The organism is Streptomyces sp. NPDC031225, from assembly GCF_055570355.1.
The window spans coordinates 163,334-184,657 of record NZ_JBVIHJ010000002.1 but is presented as its reverse complement, the minus strand read 5'-3'; the positions used below and the strand labels follow the sequence as shown (position 1 = coordinate 184,657).

Sequence of the window (21,324 nt, the reverse complement as noted above, 5' to 3'; positions counted from 1 at the left end):
CGCGATCGATGGGTTGTGCGGTCGGTAGGCCGTGGGGTCATGTGGGGCCAGAGGTTCACGAGCGTTGGTGGGAAGGCAGGCGTGGGGCGTGGCGGTGCAGGAAGCGAGACAGGGCGCGGACGGGGGTGCGTTCGGCGGTCCGCACGAGGGCGGCTGCACCTGTGGGGACTGTCCGCACGGGGCGCGGGCCGGGCACCGTCGGGCGGTGGCCGAATTCCTGGTGATGCGGGACGGGTTCGCGTCAGGGCAGGGGTTGCCCGCGGCCGTGGCGCACTCCGCGTCGGCCTCCCGGCAGTGGGTCTCGGAGGAACTGACCCAGTCCGCGGAGGTCGTGGCCGAACGGGGGCGGGCGGAGGGCGCCGCCTGGCTCGCACGGCTGTGGCGCCGTACGGCGTACGCGGTGTGGGCGGGTGTGGTGGCACTGCTGCTCGTCCAGGCGCTGACCGCCATCGGCGCGGGGTGGACCGCGGCACGCACGGCCGGGCTGCTGGCGGCGCTGGTGGTGGCGGGCTCGCTGACCGTGGCGTCCTGGTTCCACCGGGCTCGCGGCGGTGTGCTCGCGCCGGTGATCGGTGAGGACAACCGGCTGTCGACCTCCCGGGCCGTCGCGGTGGCCTGGGTGCTGTTCGTCGCCTACGCGGTACTGGTCCTGGTGGGACGGCTGGCCGCGGCCTCCGACACCCGTCAGCGGGACGCGCTGATCTCGGGGCTCGAACTGGCCCGTGGCGCCGGTGTGGTGACCGTGCTCGCCGTGGTGTGCGGGATCGCCGTGCTGGTGCGGCGGGTGGTCGGACTGCGGGTGCTCGGACAGCGGTTGCAGAAGGTACGGGCCGACCGGCCGCGGGCCGCCGACCTGCTGACGGACGACTCCGGTCGGGGCACCTTCGCCGACATCCAGTACGTCGTCATCGGCGCGGTCGCCCTGCTCTTCGCCTCCGTGCGGCTGGCGCGGCGGCCGGACCAGTTGCCGGACCTGCCGTGGGGACTGGCGGTGGTCGTGCTGGTGTCCGCGGCGACCTATGTGGCCGGGAAGTACGCCGAGGGCGGGCGGCCGGTCATCCTGTCCGTGGTGCGGTCCCGGGAGGCGGGCGACCTGGACGGGCCGATCCGCACCGGGGACGACATCGAGATCCGGGGCGCCGGGTTCGTGCCGCCGGGGGCCCAGCGGGCGGACCGGCTGGCCCGGATGGTGGTGCGGATCGGGCCGGTGAACGTGCATGTGCCGTTGGTGCCCGTGGCCGGAGGGTTCAGCAACCCCACGGACGACGTCCTGACCGTGCCGGTGCCGGCGGACGTGGAGCCGGGCCGGGTGGAGGTGCAGGTGGTGACCGCCACGGGGGCGGAGACGAACCGGTACGCGATCGATGTGACCGACTGAGCGACGAAAACTCGTCGCCACGGCATTGAGCACAGCCGCTCCCTCCTGCGTATCGTCTGGTGAGGGGTCTAGGCACGCTGGTGAGAGGCGGCTCGGAGCGATGACTCACAGTTTCCGTACGGACACGCACGCCCCCTACTACGACGAAGAACGGTCCTGGCGGGACAGCATCAGCCAGTACGCCCTGCTGCCGTTGCGCATCTTTCTCGGTGTCACCTTCATCTACGCCGGCCTGGACAAACTGACCAACAGCGCCTTCATGAAGGGCTCCGGATCAGGCTCCATCGGCGACATGATGCGCTCTGTGAGGGACTCCTCGGCCATCCCCGCGCTGGTCGACCTGTCCCTGAAGAACCCCGTCGGCTTCGGCTACGCCATCGCCTTCGGCGAACTCGCGGTCGGCATCGGCACCCTGCTCGGCATCCTCGCCCGCCTGGCCGCACTGGGCGGCGCGCTGATCTCGCTCAGCCTGTGGCTGACGGTGAGCTGGGCCTCCGATCCCTACTACTACGGCAACGACCTCGCCTATCTGATGGCCTGGCTGCCCCTCGTCCTCGCGGGCGCCTCCGTGTTCTCCGTGGACGCCGCCTTGCGCTCCCGACGACGGCAGCGGGCGGCGGGCTACCGGTAGCTCCGGTCGGCGGAGCCGGTGGCGGCGGTAGCGGCGGTACGGCCGACGCTCGCCGCCTTCGCCGCCGGTCCCGTGATCAGCCGTGCCGTGATCCCCTGCGCCGTGCTCAGCGCGGTGCTGGGGGCGGTGCCGGGGGCGGTGCCGTCCGGTCGACGTCGGCCGGTGCGCTCACGCGGCGGCTTCCGCGTCGGTTGCGTACCGTCCGGGTCAGGAGGCCCACCGCACCCGCCAGACAGAGGCCGCCCACGACCATCGGGATCACCGCGAACCACGGGGTGTCCCAGGCGTCGCCCGCGTCACCGACGTAGGTGATGCCCGCGACGGTGAAAACGAGGCCGGCCACCAGCCTTCCCGGCTGGAACTCATGACGCAGCACGGCGCACCTCCGCCTGGCCGATCCCCACCCGCAGGTCGAGGTCGAGCGTGCCGGCGTTCTTCGGGTCCGGAGTCGGTGACAGGGTGATCTCCTTGTGCTTGCCCGGTTCCACGTCCACGTCCGCCTGCTCGTCGCCCGGCAACTGGATGTCGCCCACCCCCACGTCGATGCTCGCCTTCACGGTCACGCCCGGCGGCACGATCACCACCAGCCGGCCGACTCCCACGTCGGCCTGGGCCGCCACCGTCCTGCCCTTGACGACATCGAGGCGGGTCAGGTCCAAGGTGCCCACCCCGGTGCCGAGTTCGTAGTCCTGGCGGACGTCCGTCACCGCTGCCGGTGTCCAGGTCGTGCGGACCCAGTGCGTGGTGATGTCCCTCGGGAGGGCGGCGGACGTGGCCAGCAGGCCCGCCGTGATGATCGCCAGGAAGACCGAGCCCGCTCCTGTGCGGCCCAGGAAGGAACTGACGGCCACGCCCACGCCGAGGACGATCAGTGCGCAGGCCAGGCCCGTCTGCAGACTCGTGCCGAGAGGGTGCTCCTCCCAGGTCGCTCTTGTGCCGATGCCGCCGGCCAGCAGGGCGAACAGGAAGATCCAGCCGCCTGTCCAGCGCGGGCCGCGAGGCGTGGGCTGACGGACGAGGGCCGCGCGGGTGTCCTCGCGACGGCTCCACGGGGTGCCGAGGCCGATGGCGACGGCCGCCGCGATGTCGCGTTCGCGGGAGTCCCGCGGGCCCCACAGATACCCGGTGCCGCCGACGTGGGTGCCGTCCTTGACGATGGGGTCGCGCCACCAGGAGGGGGAGCCTGCGGGCACCGGCGGGGCCTGGGCCTCCGGCGGGGCGTCGGCGACGGCCTGGGCGGAGAGCGGGTCCGGGTCGGGGGTGCCGCGGTTGCGTGACCAGTAGCCGGCGCCCGCGAGGAGCAGGGAGAGGACCACGGCGAAGGTCAGCACGCCGGTGTTGCTCAGCATGGTGAGGAACACCCCGCAGCCGACCAGCGCGAACAGCACGCCGGTGAGGGCCTGGCCGTCCACCCGGCCGGTGAGCAGCTTGCGCACCTCGTTCTCGTCCTCGTCCTCGTACGGGACGAAGAGCCAGGCGAAGCCGTAGAAGATGAGGCCGATGCCGCCGGTCGCCGACAGCACGGTCAGCGTGATCCGGAAGATCACCGGGTCCATGTCGCACTGCCGCCCGAGCCCGGCGCACACCCCGGCGAGCACCTTGTGCGGCCGGTCCCGCCGGAAGCGGAGGGGGGCGGGGGCGGTGTCGGGGGCCGGTGTCGGGTCCTGGGGCGTGCCCGGTGCGGCTGATGTGCCCGCGGCCCCTGGAGTGCTTGGAGTGCCTGGAGTGCCTGGGGTGCCCGGGTTGTCGCTGGGCTTCCGTTCGTCCGTCGGCTCCGTGTCGGAGCGCCCGCCCCCCGTCGTGCCCGCTGTCGTGACTCCTTCTTTCCGCACGCCCGCCCGCCCGTGCGCGCGGGAACTCTCGCCGGGGCCGGTGCTCGGGTCCGGGCCTCCGCCGGATCCGGCGCCCGTGGCGTGCTGGTGATCTGTCATGTGTCCATGGTGACGGGCGAGAGGGCGTGGCGGGAGTCGGAACGACCCTGGCCGGACCCTGATATCGGCCCTGAGAGGGGCGGGGGAAGCGTTCGGAAGGCACGCCGGTCGAAGATCAGGGGAGTCTCGGGGGCCAACCCTGATGCCCCCGCACCCCGGCCGTGTGACCATCGATGGCATGCCGGAAGCCGCAACAGCGCCCCTCGTCGAACCGCGGCCGCCGCGCAAGCTCTACCGCAGCAGTGACGGACGCTGGCTGGGTGGTGTGGCGCGGGGGCTCGCCGGGCACCTCGGGCTGCCCGTCATCTGGGTGCGGCTCGTCTTCGTCGGCCTGTTCATGGCGGACGGCCTCGGCGCCCTGCTGTATGCCGCGTTCTGGTTCTTCGTGCCGCTCGGCGTCGGCGGGGTCGGCGGCCAGCGGCCTCCGTCCCTGGTCTCCACCGAGACTTCGCCGGACGGCCGCCGCAGACTCGTCGCCCGCCGGCCCGACAAGGGCCAGATCGTGGCCCTGCTCCTCATGGTCGTCGTGGCCATGGTCTTCGTCGGCAACGTCAACCTGGGCAACGGCGCCAAGGCGTACCTCTGGCCGCTCGTCCTCGTCGGCGCGGGGGTGGCCCTCGTCTGGCGCCAGGCGGACAACGCCCGCAGGGCCCGCTGGATGGAGGTGGGACGCCGCCGGCGCACCCTGACGCTGCTGCGTGCCGCGGGCGGAGTCCTCCTCGTCACCGCCGGTGTCACCGGCGTCTTCGTCCTCCAGGGCTCCGCAGCCCACCTCGGTTCCGTCCTCCAGGCGGCCCTCGCGGTCCTCGTCGGGATAACACTGCTCGCGGGGCCGTATCTCGTCCGCATGACGCAGGACCTCTCGGAGGAGCGCCTGATGCGCATCCGCGCCCAGGAGCGCGCGGAGGTCGCGGCCCATGTCCACGACTCGGTGCTGCACACCCTGACCCTGATCCAGCGCAACGCGGAGAACGCGAACGAGGTCCGCCGCCTCGCCCGCGCCCAGGAGCGCGACCTGCGCACCTGGCTCTACAAACCCGAGGGCACCGGCAAGGACGAGGCCGACGAACCCACCGACCTCGCCGACGCCGTGCGGCGCAACGCCGCCGAGGTCGAGGACAAGCACGGCGTCCCCATAGAGGTCGTGGTCGTCGGCGACTGCCCGCTCGACGAGAGAACCGGCGCACAGATGCAGGCCGCGCGCGAGGCGATGGTGAACGCCGCCAAGTACGGTGGCGAGGGCGGCGCCGTACAGGTCTACGCCGAAGTCGAGGGCAGGACAGTCTTCGTGTCCGTGCGGGACCGCGGCCCCGGCTTCGACCTCGATTCGATACCCGCCGACCGGATGGGTGTCAGACAATCGATCATCGGCCGCATGGAGCGCCATGGCGGCACGGCCCGGCTGCGTGCGGTGCCGGACGGCGGCACGGAGGTCGAGCTGGAGATGGAGAGGGCGGAGAAGACGTCATGAGTGACCCCACCGAGGCGAACACGGACCCCGTAGAGCCGACGCCGGCCGAAGGCGCGGGCGGGCGGCACGTGCGCGTGGTTCTCGTCGACGACCACCGCATGTTCCGTACCGGCGTCCAGGCCGAGATCGGCCGGACCGAGGAGACCGGGGTCGAGGTCGTCGGGGAGGCCGCGGACGTCGACCAGGCCGTCACCGTCATCACCGCCACCCGCCCCGAGGTCGTCCTCCTCGACGTCCACCTCCCGGGCGGCGGCGGGGTCGAAGTGCTGCGCCGCTGCGCCCCGTTGATGGCCGACGCCGAGCAGCCCGTCCGCTTCCTCGCCCTGTCCGTCTCGGACGCGGCGGAGGACGTGATCGGAGTGATCCGGGGCGGGGCGCGCGGCTATGTGACGAAGACGATCACCGGCACGGACCTCGTCAACTCCGTCTTCCGGGTCCAGGAGGGCGACGCCGTCTTCTCCCCGCGGCTGGCCGGGTTCGTCCTGGACGCCTTCGCCTCCACCGACGCCCCGCCGGTCGACGAGGACATGGACCGCCTCACCCAGCGCGAGCGGGAGGTGCTGAGGCTCATCGCGCGCGGCTACGCCTACAAGGAGATCGCCAAGCAGCTGTTTATCTCGGTGAAGACGGTCGAGTCCCACGTGTCGGCGGTACTGCGGAAGCTGCAGTTGTCCAACCGCCATGAGCTGACCCGGTGGGCGACGGCACGCCGGCTGGTCTGACGCTCACACCACCCGGGTGGCCCCCGCGAACGGCATCTCGTCGATGGGCGCCACCCGCACCGGCGCCGACGGGTTCGGGGCGTGGATCATGCGGCCGTTGCCGATGTACAGGCCGACGTGACTGATGCCGGAGTAGAAGAACACCAGGTCGCCGGGGAGGAGTTCGGAGCGGGAGACGCGCCGGCCGGCGTCGATCTGCGAGTAGGTCGTGCGGGGCAGGGAGATGCCCGCGGAGCGGTACGCGGCCTGGATGAGCCCCGAGCAGTCGAAGGCGTCCGGACCGGTGGCCCCCCACACGTAGGGGCTGCCGAGTTTGGCGTAGGCGTAGGAGACGGCCGCCGCGGCACGGGAGTTGGGGGCCTCCGCGGTGGCCGCGCCGGGCGGCGGCAGTTCGTCGCGCGCGCCGGTGGAGGCCCGTGACGCACGGGACCCGCTCTCGCCGGGCTCCACCCCGGCCCCGGCCGGCAGTTTGGACAACAGCCTGCGTGCCGCGTCGAGCTTTCCGGTGATCGTCTTCTTGTGGCGCTTCAGCTCCGCCTGACGTGACCGGAGCGAGGCCAGTTCGATGTGCGCGGCCCCGCGCAGCTGCTCGATCTCTCGCAGTTGGCGGCGGACGTTCGCCACGGAGGTCGCCTGGCGGGCACCGGCCCGTTCGGCGAACTCGGCGCCGTCCAGGTAGTGGTCGGGGTCGTCGGAGAAGGCGAGCTGCATCGCGGGGTCGAGTCCACCGCCGCGGTACTGGGCCGCGGCGATCGAACCCAGCTCGTCCCGCGCCTCGTTGAGCCGCCCGGTCCTGCGTGCCGCCTCGTCCCGCAGGGAGTCGAGACGGGTCTCGGCCGCCCGCACCTTCTCCTTGGCACCGTTGTACTTCTCGGTGGCGGCCTCCGCCTCCTGGTACAGCCGGTCCACCTTCGCCTTGACCTGCGTCGGCGAGAGCTGCGGCTCGGCGTGTCCGGTCCCGTCGAAGCCCGTCGCGGTGGCCGTCCCCGCGAGGGCGATCGTCGCTGCCGCACGGACCGTATGGCCGCCGGCCGAGCGTGGGCGGGGCTTGCGGTGCACTGCCACGTGGACTGCACGTCCTTTCGTCGACCGCCCGCCCCGGGCTCACCGGCCGTACGACGCCAGGGGGGAAGCGGCCGTACGACCGCCCGGGAGCGGTTTGCGCGTCCGGCGGCGGCCCACACAGGGGGAGCGGACCGCCGCCGGACCTTCTCGGCGGTGGTGGCCGACTGCCGCCCCTGGCCCGGGCGGCGGTGGGGAGCCGGTCACCTGGTGGAGGACGCTAAACCTGACTGTGTCCGGGAGGTAACGCGTTGTGCGGAACTGCTGCCAGGGGATCGCCGGGTGATCGAAGCTGAGCGTGATTCCGGGGCGGCGCCGTCGACTTCGCGCGGTGCACTGACCGAAGTCACCGTTTCCGGGCACCGAGGGGTGACGGGGTGCTATGGGCCGCATATATGCAAGATCGGGTCATGTGAGGCGGGGTGGTGTCGGGCCGGTGTCCGCCCCTGCATAAGCTCCGGCCTCATGGACGTACTCATCCATCTCTTCGTCGGCCTGCACATCATCGGCATCGCCTCACTCCTGGGCGGCTTCCTCACCCAGATGAAGGCGATGGGCCGGGGCACTGCCCGGTTCGTGCCCGCGATGCTGCACGGCGCCGCGACGATGCTGGTCACCGGGGTGATCCTGGTCGGCCTCAACCAGGCCGACGACCAGCACGTCAACAACATCAAGATCGGCGTGAAGCTGGCCCTGCTGATCGTGATCCTCGGCCTCGTCTATGTGAAGCGGGACGAGGAGAAGATCGACAAGAGCCTGTTCGGCCTGGTCGGGGCGCTGACCACGGCCAACGTCTTCATCGCGGTCCTGTGGACCTGAGCGCGGCGCGCCGCTCCTGAGGTGACGGCCGTCCTGGCCGCCGCCGCGGACGGCGGACTCGGTGGCAGGCGGTACGGCGCGCCAGGCCGGGCGACGACCGTACACGCGCGTGCCCAGGAACCGGCTGCACGCGCGTGTGCAGCAGCCCGTCACGCGCGCGTGCGTGCGGCGTCGAACGCATGGCGCGCGTACGGCGGACAACCCGGAGACAGGGCCGCCCGCCTGCCCGGGGGGCGTCTCAGGCCGGACGCACCACGCTGTGGATCGCCGACTCGCCGTCGTAGTAGATCGACTCCTCGCGGACGTACGCGCCCGGCTTCGGGGCGTGGATCATCATGCCGTTGCCGATGTACAGGCCGACGTGGCTGATGTCGTCGTAGAAGAAGACCAGGTCACCGGGCTGGGCGTCGGCCAGGGAGACCGTGGTGCCGGCGTCGGCCTGGTCGTAGGTGACGCGGGGGAGGGAGACGCCGGCGGCCTTCCAAGCGGCCTGGGTGAGGCCCGAGCAGTCGTAGGAGCCGGGGCCGGTGGCGCCCCAGACGTAGGGCTTGCCGACCTGTGCGCGGGCGAAGGCGAGGGCTTTGGCGGCCTTGGTGGCGTACGAGGAGTCGACCGTGGGGGACGTGCTCGGTGCGCTCTCCTGTGTGGTCGCCTCCTGGGCGGCGGCCTGCTGCTGCGCCGGCTCGGCGGCTTGGCGGGCCGCCTCCTGCCGCTTCTCCTCCTCGATCGCCGCGAGGCGCGTTTTCTCCTGCGCGTTCAGCTCCGAGAGCAGCTCACGCGCGCGAGCGAGCTTCTTCTGGACCGTCGCCTTGGCGGTCCTCAGGTCGCTCTGCGTCTCGTTGAGCGTCTCAAGGCTCTGGGAGGCCTCCTGGCGCTTCTTCATCGTCGCGGACTGCTCGGAGGCGTAGTCGTCGACCGCGCCCTTCTGCTGGCTCGTCAAGCGGCCCATCAGCTGCGTCCGGTCGAAGTAGTCCTGCGGGGTGTCGGCGAGCAGGAAGGTCGCCGTGCCGGGCGCGGCGGCGCCGGTGCGGTACTGGGCGGCGGCGAACGAACCGAGTTCCTCGCGCGCCTCGTTGAGCTTCTGGGTCCGCTGGGCGACGTCGTCGAGGAGCGTGTCGACCTGCTTGCGCTGCTTGGCCGTCTTCTCCTTGGCCGAGTTGTAGCTGTCGGTCGCCGACTCGGCCTGCCGGTAGAGGTCGTCGACCTTCTTCTCGACCTCTTCGAGGGTCGGCCTGTCATCGGCGGCCGGCGCGGCATTCGCCGACTGGGACAGCAGGGCCACGGAGGTGAGGGCGGCCGTTGCGAGGGCCGGGGTCCGTACGCCTGCTACGCGCGTTGCGGCGGGACGCGACTTGCGGTGCGACGCCAAGGGAGGCGACTCCTTCCAGTGCTCCGCCTACCGGGTTCGTGGTGGGGTCCCCCCAGGCCGTTCGGGCGCCGGGAAGGTTCGGGCGAGGTGCTGCGGAAGGTTTGCCCTACGGCGCTCCCGTGCGTGGGAGTCGGCCGATTCACCCCGAGTTCGGTGGGTCCCCGGCTCCGGGCGCTCGGCGGCGCTGCGGACTCGGCGGAGGCCGTGCGGTCCGGCGACGTTCGCCGGTGGGGGTCGTACGGCCTGCTCAGCACGGTAACCAACTGGTGTGGTCCTTGTGAAGGTTGGTGTTCGATATGCCCGATACGTTTTCGTGACCTTGGCCCCATCGGTCGCTCTGCGTGGCCGATACGCAGTGATCTGCGGAGAATGATGCGCATTCTCATCGAGGCGGGGTGACAGGGGGTGCGGCCGTGAGGTGCCGCCGTCGGTCCTGGCGACGGCGAGGCCCGGAAGATCCCCGGATCCCGAGCGGTGTCCGGCCCCGGATTCCGCCGATGTTCTCGGGGCGGCGGCGGGCTGTCAGTGGCGCACCCTAGACTCGGAGAGCGATGAGCAGCCTCTTTGACGACAGCTTCCTGGCGGACCTCCAGACCCCTCGCGGGCACGTGGAGGAGCCTCCGCCGCCGCCCGAGGACGAGCACGGACCGGAGACCGTTCCGGACGACCTGTTCGGCGGGAAGTTCGACGTGCCGCCGGACCGGGACGCGTACTACCGCGACGGCGCCCCCCGCCCGGTGGTGGACCCGGCCGCGCTCCTGGACGGGCTGAACGAGAACCAGCGCGCGGCCGTCGTGCACTCCGGCACCCCGCTGCTCATCGTGGCCGGCGCGGGCTCCGGCAAGACCCGCGTGCTCACCCACCGCATCGCCCACCTCCTGGGCGAGCGGCATGTCCACCCGGGCCAGATCCTCGCGATCACCTTCACCAACAAGGCCGCGGGCGAGATGAAGGAGCGCGTCGAGCAGCTCGTCGGCCCGCGCGCGAACGCGATGTGGGTGATGACCTTCCACAGCGCGTGTGTGCGGATCCTGCGGCGCGAGAGCAAGCGGCTCGGCTTCACCTCGTCGTTCTCGATCTACGACGCCGCCGACTCCAAGCGCCTCATGGCCCTCGTCTGCCGTGACCTGGACCTCGACCCCAAGCGCTTCCCGCCGAAGTCCTTCAGCGCCAAGATCAGCAACCTCAAGAACGAGCTGATCGACGAGGAGGACTTCGCCGCCCAGGCCTCCGACGGCTTCGAGAAGACCCTCGCCCAGGCCTACGCCATGTACCAGTCCCGTCTCCGCGAGGCCAACGCGCTCGACTTCGACGACCTGATCATGACGACGGTCAACCTCCTGCGCGCCTTCCCGGACGTCGCCGAGCACTACCGCCGCCGCTTCCGCCACGTCCTCGTCGACGAGTACCAGGACACCAACCACGCCCAGTACGCGCTGGTCAGGGAGCTGGTCGGAACCTCCGAGCACCCCGTCGACGTACCGCCCGCCGAGCACGACCTGCCGCCCGCCGAACTGTGCGTCGTGGGCGACGCCGACCAGTCGATCTACGCCTTCCGCGGCGCGACCATCCGCAACATCCTCCAGTTCGAGGAGGACTACCCGCAGGCGACGACGATCCTCCTGGAGCAGAACTACCGCTCCACCCAGACGATCCTCACCGCCGCCAACGCCGTCATCGAGCGCAACGAGTCCCGCCGCCCCAAGAACCTGTGGACCAACGCGGGCGCGGGCGCGCGCATCACCGGCTATGTCGCCGACACCGAGCACGACGAGGCGCAGTTCGTCGCGGAGGAGATAGACCGTCTCACCGACGCGGGCGACGCGAAGGCCGGTGACGTCGCCGTCTTCTACCGCACCAACGCCCAGTCCCGTGTCTTCGAAGAGATCTTCATCCGCGTCGGCCTGCCCTACAAGGTCGTCGGCGGCGTCCGCTTCTACGAACGCAAGGAGGTCCGGGACGTCCTGGCCTACCTGCGTGTCCTCGCCAACCCCGAGGACTCCGTGCCGCTGCGCCGGATCCTCAACGTCCCCAAGCGGGGCATCGGCGACCGCGCCGAGGCGATGATCGACGCCCTGTCCCAGCGCGAGAAGATCAGCTTCCCGCAGGCGCTCAAGCGCGTCGACGAGGCGTACGGCATGGCCGCGCGGTCGACGAACGCCGTCAAGCGGTTCAACGTCCTCATGGAGGAGCTCCGTACGATCGTCGAGTCCGGCGCCGCACCGGCGACCGTCCTGGAGGCGGTGCTCGAACGCACCGGCTACCTGGCCGAGTTGCAGGCCTCGACCGACCCGCAGGACGAGACCCGGATCGAGAACCTCCAGGAACTCGCCGCGGTGGCCCTGGAGTTCGAGCAGGAAGCCGAAGAGGCCGGACAGGCCGGGGAAGCAGGGGAGGGGGACGCGGCGGCCCCGGTCGGGCTGGCGGCTTTCCTGGAGCGGGTCGCCCTGGTCGCCGACTCCGACCAGATCCCCGACGAGGACGACGACGGCTCCGGCGTCATCACCCTGATGACCCTGCACACCGCCAAGGGCCTGGAGTTCCCGGTCGTCTTCCTCACCGGCATGGAGGACGGCGTCTTCCCGCACATGCGCGCCCTCGGCCAGCCCAAGGAGCTGGAGGAGGAGCGGCGCCTGGCGTACGTTGGCATCACGCGCGCGCGTGAACGGCTGTATCTGACGCGCTCCGCCCTGCGCAGCGCGTGGGGGCAGCCGTCGTACAACCCGCCCTCCCGCTTCCTGGAGGAGATTCCGGCGCAGCACGTCGACTGGAAGCGCACCGGGGCGACCGCCCCGGTCTCCTCCCGCCCGGCGTCCGGTGTGGCGGCCTCGCTGTCCTCATCCCGCTCCCGCTCCTCGGCGTCGGGCGCGTCCGGCTTCGCCACGCGCAGGGGTTCGGAGAAGCCGGTGGTCTCCCTGGCCGTCGGCGACCGTGTCACCCACGACCAGTTCGGACTCGGCACGGTGGTCGGGGTCAAGGGCACGGGGGCGAACGCCGAGGCGACGGTCGACTTCGGGGAACCCAAGCCGAAGCGGCTGCTGCTGCGGTACGCGCCGGTGGAGAAGCTGTAGGCAGGTGCCCCGGAGGGGCCTGGGCCCAGGGTGTTATGCGGGGTTCAGGCCGTGGCTGCGCAGCCACGGCAGCGGGTCGATCGCGGAGCCGCCGGCCGGCCGTACCTCGAAGTGCAGGTGCGGGCCGGTCGAGTTGCCGGAGTTGCCGCTGTACGCGATCGGGTCGCCGGCCTGGACCGTCGTACCGGAGGAGACGCGGTAGCTGGAGAGGTGGCAGTACCACGTCTCCGTGCCGTCCTTCGCGGTCACGATCATCATGTTGCCGTAGGCGCTGTTCCACTGCGTGCGGACGGTGCCGTCGGTCGCGGCCATCACCGTCGTGCCGTACGAGACGGGGAAGTCGATACCGGTGTGGACGGACATCCAGTTGACGCCGGCCTGGCCGAAGTAGGCGCTGAGGCCGTGCTGGGCGACCGGAAGCGCGAACTTCGGGCGCAGCCGCTCCTTGCGGGCCGCCTCCTCCGCCGCCTTCCTCTTCTCGGCCGCCTGCTGGGCCTTGAGGTCGATGCGCTCCTGCGTACGGCTGGCCCGGTCGGCGAAGTCGTCCGCACCGGCCGAAAGGCTCTGGAGCTGGCTGTCCAGCTTGTTGTTCGCGGCGACCGGCGCGACGGCGGTGGTGTCCGCCAGGGTCGTCGACGTGTCCTTGTCGTCGCCGGTGAACGTGCCGACCGAGGCTGCGGCGATCCCCGCGACACCCATGACACACGCCGAGGGGACGGCGATCGTCAGCAGCGCGGAACGCTTGGCGGGCATACGGCGACGGGAGCGGCCCGCGTTGCGCGCGGCCACGCGTGACCCCGGGGCGGGGGCCGGAGCAGAGGCCGGGGTGCCCTCTTCCTGGTCGTCCAGGAGCGGGGCGTCGTCGTCGTGGACGGCGGGCAGTTCGCCGGTGGCGGTGAGGGCGTTGGCCGACTCGCCGTCGTGCGAGGCGTGTTCGGCGTAGGCGTCGCCGTAAGGATTCGCCTCGGCGTACGCGTGGGTCTCGTCGTAGTTCTGGCTCTCGTCGTGCTCGACCTGCTCGAAGACCGCCGTGCCCTGCGAGTCGGCCGCCGTGCCGTCGGAGTTCCACTGCGTGGCGTCGTACGCCCCGGTGTCGAAGGCCTGCGTGCCCCATTCCCAGTGCTGGGTCTGGTCGGCCTGGCCCGCAGCGGGGTCGGGTTGCTGCCAAGCGCGCGCGTCCCAGTGACCGCTGGAGTCGGGGCCGTTGGCCTGCGGGGGGATCGCGGAGAGCTGCTGGTGTTCGGCGCCCCACTGCGTGGCGTCGTACGCGCCGGTGTCGTTGGCGGCGTGGTGCTGGGCCGCGTACATGTCGTAGTTCAGCGTCTGGTGGCCGCCCGTGGACCACGTCGAGGCGTCGTACGAACCGGTGTCCTCGCCCGGCATGTTGCCGAAGAGCGGGTCGGTCTCGAAGCTGCCGGTGGCGTGTGCGCCGGTCATGCCTGAGGCGTCGAAACCGGGGGCACCGTAGGCACCGTACGTGGTGATGTCGTCGTACTGGGCCTCTTGTGTGCCGTACGTCGCGTAGGGCGACGAGGCGGCGTCGGAAGCCGGAGCCGGAGTGGTCAGAATCCCCGACGGGTGACGGTCGTTCACCAACTTCTCTTTCGCCTCGACAACAGGGGCTGCCAGAGCAGTGCGGTGACTGTACCCGCCGGTATGCGGGCGCGACAATCTTCAACTGGTTTTAGGCGCGCAGGAAACGGGCATTCGGCTGTGTTTCGGGGGACTGCGGGCGTGACTTTGGCCCTGTGTTCGAAGGTTGTTCGAGGTGGATGCGGGGTCGATCCGGGGCCTTTCCGGGTTCGGCTCGCGATTCGGTGGCTGTCGACGAGCTGTCGGCGGCCTGTGTCCGGTGGTCGATACGACCGTTACGCCACGGTCAGTCCGCCCGCCTGGCCGCCCACGCGGCCGGCCGTCTCCTCGCCGGCCCGCGCGGTGTCGAGCACCTGCCGTATGCCGGTCGCGACGGCCGGGTGGACGGGCAGGGCGAGATGTCCGATCCCGCTGACCCGGACGTTCTCCGCCTGCAGGTCGGCATGGTCGATACAGGCGGTCTCCAGCGGGTCCATCAGGTGGTCGAGATCGCTCCAGAAACTCACGAAGTGCGTACGGCAGCCCGGTGCCGGGCGGGTGAGCTCCTCCAGCAGCTCCGAACCGGGGCGCATCTGGCGCACGATCGGGTGCGCGTCCGCCAGCGGCACCACCCGGGTGCCGGCGTGCGGGGTGCCGAGTGTCACCAGCGTGCGGACCCGTGCGTCACCGCCCAGACACTGCACGTAGTAGCGCGCGATCAGGCCGCCGAGGCTGTGGCCGACGATGTCGACCCGCGTGCTGCCCGTGCGCTCGCAGATCTGCTCTATGTGGCGGCCGAGCAACTCCGCGGCGGAGCGGATGTCGCAGGTCAGCGGGGAGTAGTTCAGCGACTCGATCTGCTGCCTGCCGTGCTGGGCGAGGCTGCGGCGCAGAAGCACGAAGACGGAGCGGTTGTCGATGAAGCCGTGCAGCAGGACGACCGGGGGCTTGGCCTCCACCGGCAGCTGCGCGGCGCCGTCCTCCGGTGCGGGAAGCGGGGACAGGGGGGCGCGGCGTTCCTGGGTGATGCCGGAGGGATAGAGGAGGAGATGCCCCGCGAGGATCGCGATCTCCAGGGCGGTCGCCTTCAGGAGGGCCAGGGAGAGTCCCGCCAGCCTGCCGGGGAGCAGGCGCTGGCACAGCGGGAGGAGCGGCAGCGCCGCCTTGGTGACCTTCATGGCCGACCTCCTGTCGGCACACGGGAGGACGGCTCCGTCCCCCGTGTGCGCTCATGGGAAGTCGCGGCGAAGGTCGTCGTAGACGTCGACTGAGCGCGAGTGGGGCGCGCGAGGTGGGTGGGGCGAGCGGCGCGGAGTTCCGGGGCCACCGGGTGAGGCGGCGGAGTGGACGGAACCGGTGGTGCGGGTGATGCATGTGGTGCTGACGGTGCCGATGATGCCGGCAGTGCCGATGGAGCCTCTTGTGTTGGTGGTGCTGGTGGTGCGCCGGTGACTTCACGAGATGCCCTGTCGGTGTGGCGACGAGGCTCCCCGCTGTCGTGCCTTACCTGTCCTGCGTGCCCTTCGTGCCGTCGCCGATACGTCTCACCGCCGCGTCGCGCGGCCTGCGGCGCGGCGGTGAGACGACCTCGTTGCGGCTCCCGTACGTGTCCCACCATGTGATTTCCCCCTCGGCGCCCACCACGAAACTGCCGGTTGCGGGACGGTGGCGATAACGTTCGTTCACATTCCCGGTCTGTGCGGTACTAGTCGGTAGAAATGGACTCAGTCGCTTCATGGAGGCAGTGATGGGTGTGGCAGCCGGACCGATCCGCGTGGTGGTGGCCAAGCCTGGACTCGACGGCCACGATCGCGGAGCCAAGGTGATCGCGAGGGCACTGCGCGATGCCGGCATGGAGGTCATCTACACCGGTCTCCACCAGACTCCCGAGCAGATCGTCGGCACCGCGATCCAGGAGGACGCCGACGCGATCGGCCTCTCCGTCCTCTCCGGCGCCCACAACACGCTCTTCGCCGCGGTCATCGACCTCCTGAAGGACCGCGACGCGGCGGACATCCTCGTCTTCGGCGGCGGAATCATCCCCGAGGCCGACATCCCTCCCCTCAAGGAGAAGGGCGTCGCGGAGATCTTCACCCCGGGGGCGACGACCCGGTCGATCGTGGACTGGGTCCGAGCGAACGTGCGTCAGCCGGCGTAGCGAGTCGGCGGGGCTTGAGCCTTGTGTCCGGTGTTGCTGTTCTTTGAGGTGGGGCGTCGGGTGGGTGGAGGTGCTTTGGTGTGGCTGATTGCGCCGTTCCCCGTTCCCTGTGCCCCTGTCGGGCGGGCGCAGGCGGCAGCCGCGAGTGTGCCGTCCGCCCCTTGCGGATGTGCACGTGCCCCGTCGGCGTCACTCGCTCTCCAGCCGAGGGGGCTTCAGTGTTCGTGCCGGGTGGGTGCAGGCAGCAGCCGCGCTGCCCGACCGGGCCCCTTTCGGGTCACACGCCCTCCAGTTCCCCTCGCATAGCCGCCTGGCGCCCCGTGGGTGGCAGCTGTTGGGGCTGGTCGTGCGGGCTTCAGTGTTCGTGCCGGGTAGGGGCAGGCAGCAGCCGCGCTGCCCGACCGGACCCGCCTCGGGTCACGCGCTCTCCAGTTCCTCCGACATCACGGCCCGCAGACGCAACGTGGTGACCAATCGCTGAAACGCCTCGGCCCAGTAACCCCCCGCCCCGGGGCTCGCGTCCTCGCCCTCGTCCGGCACCGCCATCAGTCCCTCCAGCCGCCCCGCCTCCGCCGGGTCGAGGCAGCGCTCGGCCAGCCCCATCACCCCACTGAAGCTCCACGGATAACTCCCCGCGTCCCTGGCGATGTTGAGTGCATCGACCACCGCCCGCCCCAGCGGCGCGGCCCACGGCACCCCGCACACGCCCAGCAGCTGAAACGCCTCCGACAACCCGTGCGTCGCTATGAAACCGGCCACCCACTCGGCCCGTTCGGCGGAGCCCAACGTGCTCAGCAGCTTGGCCCGCTCGGCCAGTGAGACCGCCCCCGGTCCTCCGGCCTCAGGCGCCGCGGGCGCCCCGAGCAGGGCCCGCGCCCACCCGGCGTCCCGCTGCCGCACGGCGGCCCGGCACCACGCCGCGTGCAGTTCGTTGCGCCAGTCGTCCGCCACCGGCAGTGCCACGATCTCCCCGGGCGTCCGCCCACCGAGCCGCCCCGGCCACACCCCCAGCGGCGCCGCCTCCACCAACTGCCCGAACCACCAGGACCGTTCACCCCTCCCCGTGGGCGCCTTGGGTACGACTCCGTCGCGCTCCATGCCCGTGTCGCACTCGTGCGGGGCCTCGACGACGATCGTCGGGGTGTCCAGGCCGCGGTCGACGGCCACGCACGCGCCGGCCCTGACCGCCATCCGAGACGCCAGCGCCGAACCCGGCAACGCCGACAACAACTCCGCGGCCGTGGCCCGTACGTTGCGGCTCCGGTCGGCCAGCGCCTGCTCCAGGAACGGCTCGTCGTCCGGGCCCAGCCCCATCCGCAGCGAATCGAGGAACATCAGCCGGTCCTCGGCCCGCTCCGTCGCCCACGTCGTGGCGAGCAACTCGCGTGCGGCGGTGGCCTTTCGGGACCGGATCGCCGCGAGGAGCGCGACCCGCTCCGCGAACAGTCCCTCCTCCCACAGCTGTCGGACCCCGGCGGTGTCCTCGGGGGGCGGCAGCGCCGCACCGCCGCCGGGTGTCGCGCGCAGGGCGAACCGCCAGTCCGGGTTCAGCCGGGCGAGCCAGGTGGCGCGTGGTCCCGCGAAGGCCAGTGCCGCCGGCCGCAGATCCGTACGGCCCCGGGCCGCGTCCAGCAGTGCGGGCAGCAGGTGCGGGGGTGCCGCGTAGCCGCGGGTGTTCGCCGTCGACAGCCACTGCGGCAGCAGCTCCATCAGATCCGGTGCCGTACCCCTGCGGCCACTGCCTCCGCCGCCCGTGCCCGTCCGGTCGGCGAGCAGGATCGCGAGCCTGCGTGCCGCCGCCGCGGGCAACGCAGGGCGCGTGTCCTCGGGCGCCGGCTGCGGCCGCTCCGCCGCCCGCGCCGGCCGCAGTCCGGCCCGCCGCCGTACGGTCTCCACGGCCGCCGCGTCCAGCAACGCCATCGGCGCCTCCGGGCCCGGCGCGAGGCCGGGCGGCGTCCGGCGCGCGGTGCCGAGCAGGGCCGAGGTGACCAGCTCCTCCCAGGCGTCCGGTGCGGGAGCGGAGGGCTCGTTCATACGGTTCCTTTCGGTCCGGTCGGAAGCTTGAGCTGTCCCCGTCAGCACAGTCGCACCGCCTCGCCCGCCCCCTCCGGCCAAGCTGTCAGCGGGGTGAAGCCGCGGTGGCCGCACTCGCCGAAGACCTTGACCGGGGCGCCGCCCGAGAGCGCGACCAGGCGCCACAGGCCGGGCCGGGACCGGGCGGCGGCCGTCAGCGGCAGCGCCGAGTCGCCGTCGGCGTCCACCAACTGCCAGGAACTGCCGTCCGGGGCCGGTATCACCCGGTCCAGGGTCACGGGGACGGAGTCCAGCCACGGGTCGTCCCGCAGCGCCTCGCCGTAGCGGGCCGCCGCCTGTTCCGTCGTCACCCCCGGCGGCCGGGTCACCGCGGGAGCGGGCGGTGCGAACTGCTCGCCGAGGCTCGCCCGCAGCTGCCCGGAGCCGGGATGGGCGGACACCTCCGCGTCCAGTTCCAACCCCACCGGCAACGCGAGTTCGGGGGCGCGGCCGGCGGCGCCGTAGGAGAGGAGCAGTGCCGTGCGGTCCGAGTCCGTGCCGTGCAACCAGATCCGCCGGGTCGTGAGTCGGGTGTCCGCCGTGTCGTACTGGGCGAGGACCAGCCAGCGGTCCCGTATCGGCGGGCCGTCCGCCGAGGTGGGCAGGCCGATACGGGACCGGACCGTCGACGCCAGGCCGTCCGGCAGCCGCTCGCGGCGCAGCCAGCCCTGGTCGAGGAGATGGATGAGGGCGCACTCCTCCAGGAGCCGCACCGGCCAGCCCGGTCCGGACGACGGGATCGCCCCCAACTCCCGTACGCGGGCGGCCAGTCCCGGCGCCTGGGCGTCGACCATGCGGGCCGCCGTCTCCTCCCACATGCCGTACCCCGCCTGCTCCGCCCCCGCCAGTCCGCCCCGCAGCAGGTCCGCCAGCCGCTGCTCCAGCTCCGTCGCCCCCGCCGTGATCCGCGCGGCCCGGCGCTCCGCTCTGCGCCGCGCCGCCTCCGGATCACCGGACCCGGCGACGGCACCCGCGGCCGCCGCCGTCCGCTTCTCCTGCGCGCGCTGCCTTCTCCCCTCCGTCCACTGCTCCGCCCAGTCCGGCACCGGCCCCGGCGGCACCGCGCCCTCCCCGCCCGCCCAGAGCAGCAGCAGCCCGAGGGCGTGCTTGCACGGGAACTTGCGGCTCGGGCAACTGCACTTGTACGCGGGCCCCGCGGCGTCCGCGATGTCGATGACCGTCTGATACGGCTTGCTGCCACTGCCCTTGCACAGCCCCCACACCGTCCCCTCGTCGGAACTCCCCGCCTCGGACCACGGACCGGCCGCGCCGAGTTTGCTGCCCGCTTTGCGTGACGCGGGGTCAGGAGCCAGTGCCAGCACCTGATCCGCCGTCCAGCGCACCCCCTGCTGAGTCATGTCATCGAAGGTAGATCCCCCCACTGACAATCGGCCCGGGCCGTGCTCCCGCAGACCGCCTCGCGAGCACGTTTCCGCAGGTGGGATCGCATTGTCAGTGGCGTGGTGCACGGTTGGTGACAGATCCGAACCGGCCGAGCTGGAGGGGGCCTCAGCCATGACTGTGTCTGTTGAACCGACGTCCGTGGAACCGAAGCAGGGCGAGCCGGCCGAGGTGTTGCGGCCGCATGCCGAGGACGCCTTCGCCGGTGAACTCGCCGCGCTGGCCGCGCAGGACGACCGTCCGCGCCCGGCCCGCTGGAAGCTGTCACCGTGGGCGGTGGCGACGTACCTGCTCGGCGGCGCCCTCCCGGACGGCACGGTGATCACCCCGAAGTACGTGGGCCCGCGCCGTCTCGTCGAGGTCGCGGTCACCACTCTTGCCACCGACCGCGCCCTGCTTCTGCTGGGCGTGCCCGGCACCGCGAAGACCTGGGTCTCCGAGCACCTGGCCGCCGCGGTCAGCGGCGACTCCACCCTGCTCGTACAGGGGACGGCGGGCACGCCGGAGGAGGCGATCCGGTACGGCTGGAACTACGCGCAGCTGCTCGCCAACGGCCCGAGCCGTGACGCCCTCGTGCCCAGCCCGGTGATGCGGGCCATGGCGGACGGGATGACGGCCCGGATCGAGGAGCTGACCCGCATCCCGGCGGACGTGCAGGACTCACTGATCACGATCCTGTCCGAGAAGACCTTGCCGATACCGGAGTTGGGCCAGGAGGTGCAGGCGGTCCGCGGCTTCAACGTCATCGCCACGGCCAACGACCGCGACCGCGGCGTCAACGACCTCTCCAGCGCCCTGCGCCGCCGTTTCAACACGGTCGTGCTGCCGCTGCCGGAGAGCGTCGAGGCCGAGGTCGACATCGTCTCGCGCCGCGTCGACCAGATCGGCCGCTCCCTCGACCTGCCGGCCGTGCCCGACGGTGTCGCGGAGATCCGCCGCGTCGTGACGGTCTTCCGTGAACTGCGGGACGGGGTGACGTCCGACGGCCGTACGAAGCTCAAGTCGCCCAGCGGCACGCTGTCCACGGCCGAGGCCATCTCCGTCGTCACCAACGGGCTCGCCCTCGCCTCCCACTTCGGCGACGGCGTCCTGCGGGCAGGCGACGTGGCCGCGGGCATCCTCGGCGCCGTCGTCCGCGATCCGGCGGCCGACCGTGTCATCTGGCAGGAGTACCTGGAGGCGGTCGTCCGCGAGCGGGACGGCTGGAAGGACTTCTACCGGGCCTGCCGGGAGGTGAGTGCGTGAACGACTCCCTGGGGCGGGGCCGCGTGGGTGGCGGAGCGGAGAAGCCCTCACCGGAGGCAAGGGGTTCGATCGTCGTCCGGGGCGGCGGGGGTACTGGGGGACGGATGCCGGGACGTCGGCACGGGCTGGCGAGAGGCGCGCAGACAGGGGGATGGCTGTGACAGGTCTTGAGTGGTACGGCCACGGTGAGGGGACCGGGACCGGGATGGTCGGCGAGGACGACTCCAAGTGGCCTCGGAGGGGAGGGGGACGGAGTGATGGGCGCCCATGAGGTCGGGAGCGCGGGGACGAGTCGCGGCGGAGGGTCCGAGAGCGGCGGGTGCGGGAGCGAGGGAGTGACGGGGGTCGGCGGCCCGGCGGGCGGGGACGGGGTTTGCGCTGAGGAGTCGCGGAGTGGGGGTGTGGCTCGGGTCGCGGAGTT

Annotated in this window: 16 protein-coding genes; 8 read left to right on the top strand and 8 right to left on the bottom strand. The window is 71.9% G+C overall.

All coding sequences use genetic code 11. The features are described 5' to 3' along the window. Positions 1-88: 88 nt before the first annotated feature. Both ACZ48Z_RS03675 and ACZ48Z_RS03670 read left to right on the top strand, forming a co-directional pair. On the top strand, positions 89-1,378 hold the full coding sequence (locus tag ACZ48Z_RS03675) for a hypothetical protein (RefSeq protein WP_468734149.1): 1,290 nt from the start codon (positions 89-91) through the stop codon (positions 1,376-1,378). A gap of 100 nt (positions 1,379-1,478) precedes the next feature. Further along, on the top strand, positions 1,479-2,009 hold the full coding sequence (locus ACZ48Z_RS03670; RefSeq protein ID WP_468734148.1) for a DoxX family protein: 531 nt from the start codon (positions 1,479-1,481) through the stop codon (positions 2,007-2,009). 106 nt (positions 2,010-2,115) lie between these two features. On the opposite strand, the gene ACZ48Z_RS03665 is transcribed toward ACZ48Z_RS03670, so the two are convergent. Next, complete coding sequence (locus tag ACZ48Z_RS03665; protein ID WP_468734147.1) at positions 2,116-2,385, bottom strand: hypothetical protein; 270 nt, start codon at positions 2,383-2,385, stop codon at positions 2,116-2,118. Further along, entirely contained in the window at positions 2,372-3,940 is a 1,569-nt protein-coding gene (locus ACZ48Z_RS03660; RefSeq protein WP_468734146.1) for a PspC domain-containing protein, read from the bottom strand. Before ACZ48Z_RS03660 ends, ACZ48Z_RS03665 begins: the two co-directional genes overlap by 14 nt. Before the next feature lie 178 nt (positions 3,941-4,118). Between ACZ48Z_RS03660 and ACZ48Z_RS03655 the strand changes: the two genes are divergently transcribed. Together ACZ48Z_RS03655 and ACZ48Z_RS03650 are read left to right on the top strand one after the other, a co-directional pair. Continuing rightward, positions 4,119-5,411, top strand: coding sequence for an ATP-binding protein (locus ACZ48Z_RS03655; protein WP_468734145.1), 1,293 nt, complete (start codon positions 4,119-4,121; stop codon positions 5,409-5,411). Further along, positions 5,408-6,133: a response regulator transcription factor gene (locus ACZ48Z_RS03650; protein WP_328749797.1), complete on the top strand. Its 726-nt coding sequence runs from the start codon at positions 5,408-5,410 to the stop codon at positions 6,131-6,133. Before ACZ48Z_RS03655 ends, ACZ48Z_RS03650 begins: the two co-directional genes overlap by 4 nt. 3 nt (positions 6,134-6,136) lie before the next feature. Here the strand turns inward: ACZ48Z_RS03650 and ACZ48Z_RS03645 are convergent, their stop codons facing one another. After that, positions 6,137-7,198 (bottom strand): C40 family peptidase, encoded by a 1,062-nt coding sequence (locus tag ACZ48Z_RS03645; protein ID WP_468734144.1) that lies wholly within the window; start codon positions 7,196-7,198, stop codon positions 6,137-6,139. A gap of 462 nt (positions 7,199-7,660) precedes the next feature. On the opposite strand from ACZ48Z_RS03645, the gene ACZ48Z_RS03640 reads away from it, so the two are divergent. Next, positions 7,661-8,014, top strand: coding sequence for a hypothetical protein (locus ACZ48Z_RS03640; RefSeq protein WP_468734143.1), 354 nt, complete (start codon positions 7,661-7,663; stop codon positions 8,012-8,014). Positions 8,015-8,252: 238 nt separating this feature from the next. On the opposite strand, the gene ACZ48Z_RS03635 is transcribed toward ACZ48Z_RS03640, so the two are convergent. Continuing rightward, positions 8,253-9,383 carry a C40 family peptidase gene (locus tag ACZ48Z_RS03635; protein WP_468734142.1) on the bottom strand — a complete coding sequence of 377 codons (1,131 nt, stop codon included), beginning with the start codon at positions 9,381-9,383 and terminating at the stop codon, positions 8,253-8,255. A 551-nt stretch (positions 9,384-9,934) separates the two neighbouring features. Between ACZ48Z_RS03635 and pcrA the strand changes: the two genes are divergently transcribed. Then, positions 9,935-12,454, top strand: a complete 2,520-nt coding sequence (pcrA, locus tag ACZ48Z_RS03630; RefSeq protein ID WP_468734141.1) for a DNA helicase PcrA — start codon at positions 9,935-9,937, stop codon at positions 12,452-12,454. A 33-nt stretch (positions 12,455-12,487) separates the two neighbouring features. Here pcrA and ACZ48Z_RS03625 read toward each other — a convergent pair whose 3' ends face one another. Next, positions 12,488-14,047, bottom strand: coding sequence for a M23 family metallopeptidase (locus ACZ48Z_RS03625; protein ID WP_468734140.1), 1,560 nt, complete (start codon positions 14,045-14,047; stop codon positions 12,488-12,490). A 275-nt stretch (positions 14,048-14,322) separates the two neighbouring features. Beyond that, a complete protein-coding gene (locus tag ACZ48Z_RS03620) occupies positions 14,323-15,204 on the bottom strand; it encodes a lipase family alpha/beta hydrolase (RefSeq protein ID WP_468734139.1) in 882 nt (293 codons plus the stop codon). Between the two features lie 569 nt (positions 15,205-15,773). On the opposite strand from ACZ48Z_RS03620, the gene ACZ48Z_RS03615 reads away from it, so the two are divergent. Continuing rightward, a complete protein-coding gene (locus ACZ48Z_RS03615) occupies positions 15,774-16,184 on the top strand; it encodes a cobalamin B12-binding domain-containing protein (protein ID WP_468734138.1) in 411 nt (136 codons plus the stop codon). 417 nt (positions 16,185-16,601) lie between these two features. Here ACZ48Z_RS03615 and ACZ48Z_RS03610 read toward each other — a convergent pair whose 3' ends face one another. Beyond that, positions 16,602-18,218 carry a DUF5691 domain-containing protein gene (locus ACZ48Z_RS03610; protein WP_468734137.1) on the bottom strand — a complete coding sequence of 539 codons (1,617 nt, stop codon included), beginning with the start codon at positions 18,216-18,218 and terminating at the stop codon, positions 16,602-16,604. A 41-nt stretch (positions 18,219-18,259) separates the two neighbouring features. Next, entirely contained in the window at positions 18,260-19,615 is a 1,356-nt protein-coding gene (locus tag ACZ48Z_RS03605) for an SWIM zinc finger family protein (RefSeq protein WP_468734136.1), read from the bottom strand. A gap of 157 nt (positions 19,616-19,772) precedes the next feature. On the opposite strand from ACZ48Z_RS03605, the gene ACZ48Z_RS03600 reads away from it, so the two are divergent. Continuing rightward, entirely contained in the window at positions 19,773-20,903 is a 1,131-nt protein-coding gene (locus ACZ48Z_RS03600; protein WP_468734135.1) for an ATP-binding protein, read from the top strand. Positions 20,904-21,324: the final 421 nt, after the last annotated feature.

Bases quoted from the DNA above. Each gene is read 5' to 3' on its own strand.
- ACZ48Z_RS03650 (WP_328749797.1), top strand. From the start codon at position 5,408: ATGAGTGACCCCACCGAGGCGAACACGGACCCCGTAGAGCCGACGCCG.
- ACZ48Z_RS03600 (WP_468734135.1), top strand. From the start codon at position 19,773: ATGACTGTGTCTGTTGAACCGACGTCCGTGGAACCGAAGCAGGGCGAG.
- pcrA (WP_468734141.1), top strand. From the start codon at position 9,935: ATGAGCAGCCTCTTTGACGACAGCTTCCTGGCGGACCTCCAGACCCCT.
- ACZ48Z_RS03640 (WP_468734143.1), top strand. From the start codon at position 7,661: ATGGACGTACTCATCCATCTCTTCGTCGGCCTGCACATCATCGGCATC.
- ACZ48Z_RS03610 (WP_468734137.1), bottom strand. From the start codon at position 18,218: ATGAACGAGCCCTCCGCTCCCGCACCGGACGCCTGGGAGGAGCTGGTC.
- ACZ48Z_RS03660 (WP_468734146.1), bottom strand. From the start codon at position 3,940: ATGACAGATCACCAGCACGCCACGGGCGCCGGATCCGGCGGAGGCCCG.
- ACZ48Z_RS03620 (WP_468734139.1), bottom strand. From the start codon at position 15,204: ATGAAGGTCACCAAGGCGGCGCTGCCGCTCCTCCCGCTGTGCCAGCGC.
- ACZ48Z_RS03655 (WP_468734145.1), top strand. From the start codon at position 4,119: ATGCCGGAAGCCGCAACAGCGCCCCTCGTCGAACCGCGGCCGCCGCGC.
- ACZ48Z_RS03615 (WP_468734138.1), top strand. From the start codon at position 15,774: ATGGGTGTGGCAGCCGGACCGATCCGCGTGGTGGTGGCCAAGCCTGGA.
- ACZ48Z_RS03670 (WP_468734148.1), top strand. From the start codon at position 1,479: ATGACTCACAGTTTCCGTACGGACACGCACGCCCCCTACTACGACGAA.
- ACZ48Z_RS03605 (WP_468734136.1), bottom strand. From the start codon at position 19,615: ATGACTCAGCAGGGGGTGCGCTGGACGGCGGATCAGGTGCTGGCACTG.